This is a genomic window from Salinivibrio sp. IB872, assembly GCF_001995345.1.
Classification (GTDB): Bacteria; Pseudomonadota; Gammaproteobacteria; order Enterobacterales; family Vibrionaceae; genus Salinivibrio; species Salinivibrio proteolyticus.
The window spans coordinates 1-2,882 of record NZ_MUFO01000089.1; the positions used below are offsets into that span (position 1 = coordinate 1).

Genomic DNA, 2,882 nt, shown 5'->3' on the forward strand with positions numbered 1-2,882 from the left:
GACCAAGGGTGGCTTTGCCAACGAGAACGCATTGCTCAAGTTGCTGTATGCAGGTATGTTGAAGGCGTCAGAGAAGTGGACGCATCCGGTGCAGAATTGGAACCTGACATTGTCCCAATTGAGCATCCACTTCGAAGGACGGCTCGACGACTACGTAGATCTTTAAACGCCGGGTGACACAGAACTATGAACACCCTCATCACTAAATTTTGGCGAATTTTTCATCCCATATCACGCTGTCTCTGAGCATCGAATTTAAGATCCCCACCATATTGCGTACTAAAAGGCTTTGTGGATCAAAGCACTGAGTCTATCGATGCACCTCTGTCGACTGGCACAACTGCATCCAAGCCTCGGCGGTGCGTGAGACATAACGCTCGCCGTGCCAGACTAACCCGAGTTGCCATTCAATCGCCGGGCTTATCGGTTTCACTAGCAATAACTCACTGTCTTCCAAGCTGGCGCTGAGGCGCTGGCATAAAGGCGCGGGTAAAAACGCTACCCCAGCACCACTTTTCACCAAGGCGGCTAAAAAATCCCACTGACTGCTACGCGCGGCAATGGTGGGCTGATAACCATGCTCTTCACAACGGGCAATAATCCGATCGCTTAGAGTGAATTCAGCGCTATATAGATAAAACGGCTCGTCTTTGACGGCCTGCCATGTCAGGCTTTTTTGCGCACGCCACACGGCTTGGTTGGGCAGCACTGCATAAATGGGGTGAGTTTGTAAGGGTAAGCTTTGCAAGCACTCGGGCTGGGTGTCGGTGAGCATGGTGATTGCCACATCAATCTCGCCATTGATCAGCGCTTGTTCGGTGCGCCGCCCGCCGTATTCGACAATACTGAGCGCCACGTTCGGATATCGCTGGCGGTATTCACGCAACACGTTGGCGTACAGCGGCCCTATCATCGGTGGCATCCCCAATCTAAGCTGGCCGCGCGCCAATTGGTTAAGATCGTCCAGCTCGGTATTTAGCTGCTCGAACTCAGCAATAATGCTCTGCGCACGCTGATACACCACCTCTCCAGCATCGGTTAACCAAAACCGCCTTCCCTCTCGGTGCAACAACGGCTGACCCACATCTTGCTCAAGGTTACGCACCATTTTACTGATTGTCGGTTGCGTCACATGCAACGACGCCGATGCGGCAGTAAAGCTCTGCTGTTCCACTAAGGCAATAAAATAGCGCAACGCACGAATATCCATAAACGGCCCTTAAAAGCTAATCGTCAATCATGCCATTTTGGCATAGTTGATGGCGAAAAAAGCAGAGGAACTGGCACTTCTTACCATGCGTCACTAGGTTACGCTTTCGGTAACATGAAGCAGTCTCTCATCAAGTCTCGCTCACCGCGTTTGATACCTGCTTCTTTTGCCAAGCGCTCCCATTTAGACACGGCCTGGGCGACTTGACGATAAATTTTGTCAGCTGTTTTCACATCAAGTTGAAAGTACTCCGCCACCTCAAACGCTAGGTCAATATCTAAAGCATTATCTTTGTCGTCAATATTTAAGTGCAGACCGTGGGCATGTTGTGTTGAATTGATGTCGTAGGCGGGTGACAGTCGCCAACCTGTCGTGTCAAAAATAAAGCCATGATTACGTAGGTGATCGTCACTATTGGCAACCATGATATTAAACAGTATACGCCTCCAAAGCTGTGCCAAATCCGCCCGCGTATTAGAACCGTTCTGGATAAGAAATTCCGCTAACTCTAAGTAGCTCGCTCCATCATCATTGCCATCGAAATATTCAAGCTGTGTCATTGCTGACGTAAATTGCAGTCTCCTACCGTCATCGGTACGATCAAATCGTTTAGTCAAGAAAATATGGTGGTCTGAGCCAATGGCCTGCACCTTACATTCAGCCATATTGATCCCTGAGTCCAAGGCCATTTGGTACACCAAGTATTCCCACAGGCCAATATCATAATCGTCATATCGACTTGGAAATTTTGCCAACCATAAAGTACCATCGACATCTCTTACAGAAGCTTTCGGCCTAGCTCCGCCCAACGATGACCCTGGCGAAATAAGCATATTCAACCATTTAAGGTAGTCAGGATTATCAAAGTCGGGTTTGTCCTCGATGCCTTGCGCTGCATGTTCTAGCTCCGCGAGTGAAGTCATAGCAGGAGCCGCCAGATCGTCATTGTCGTCAAGAAAATTGCCACCATGCTCGGTGCAAAACCTTAAAGCGCCCATTCTAAAAGAGTCATGAACACCGAGGAGATAATCGGTTTCGTATAAAGTGTTCGCTCTACGTCCCTCAATGCGGGCTATAACAGCCTCTCGACGTTGCATCAGCAAGCGCCCCCATCGATCAGGGCAAGAATCCAAGAATATCTTGAAGTTTTTGTCATCTTCAGCGTGCTGCTCGCCACTATATAAATGAAGGCAAGGGTCGATTTGAGAAGCATACTTAGATTTAAGCCAGCCCTTATCATAGTAAAAGCTGAAATGCTCCTTACCACGGATTCGCGATGCTCTCAATGTCCCAATAAACAAGGGCGGCTCCGTTTCAATCCAATCAGCGTAGACAAAGATTTCCATTCGTTTGATGCCCTATCGTCTCGTTTTCAACAACTCGATATCTTGCAGCTTCCTACCAAGTTCATCATCGAGCGCGACTTTACCGAGATCGTCTAACAAACCGAGTACGGCGAGTACATTAACATAATGGCCTAACGACACTGTCGGATCGCCTTTTGTGATTTTTCGTAGCGTTGGTTTCGAAATCCCTGTGCGCTGATACATTCTATCTTGACTGATCCCTCGACGTTTCATCGCCAATAAGATGTTTTCACCCAATTGATGCAATATTTTCATCTGCCGCGGGAACACAGTGGCACCACGCTTGGGCGGCGCTTCCTTATCAT

Annotated in this window: 3 protein-coding genes and 1 pseudogene; 1 reads left to right on the plus strand and 3 read right to left on the minus strand. The window is 48.7% G+C overall.

The genetic code is table 11. The features are described from left to right. Positions 1-166 (plus strand): annotated as a pseudogene (locus BZJ18_RS17180) (IS256 family transposase); the annotation flags it as partial. 144 nt (positions 167-310) lie between these two features. Here the strand turns inward: BZJ18_RS17180 and BZJ18_RS16830 are convergent. The 3 genes from BZJ18_RS16830 to BZJ18_RS16840 form a co-directional block, all read right to left on the minus strand. Continuing rightward, positions 311-1,210, minus strand: a complete 900-nt coding sequence (locus BZJ18_RS16830; RefSeq protein WP_077458494.1) for a LysR family transcriptional regulator — start codon at positions 1,208-1,210, stop codon at positions 311-313. Between the two features lie 98 nt (positions 1,211-1,308). Then, entirely contained in the window at positions 1,309-2,556 is a 1,248-nt protein-coding gene (locus BZJ18_RS16835; RefSeq protein WP_077458496.1) for a type II toxin-antitoxin system HipA family toxin, read from the minus strand. 12 nt (positions 2,557-2,568) lie between these two features. Next, positions 2,569-2,847 (minus strand): helix-turn-helix domain-containing protein, encoded by a 279-nt coding sequence (locus tag BZJ18_RS16840; RefSeq protein WP_241825006.1) that lies wholly within the window; start codon positions 2,845-2,847, stop codon positions 2,569-2,571. Between the last annotated feature and the right edge of the window lie 35 nt (positions 2,848-2,882).

Coding starts and splice junctions, on each gene's coding strand:
- BZJ18_RS16830 (WP_077458494.1), bottom strand. CDS start 1,210: ATGGATATTCGTGCGTTGCGCTATTTTATTGCCTTAGTGGAACAGCAG.
- BZJ18_RS16835 (WP_077458496.1), bottom strand. CDS start 2,556: ATGGAAATCTTTGTCTACGCTGATTGGATTGAAACGGAGCCGCCCTTG.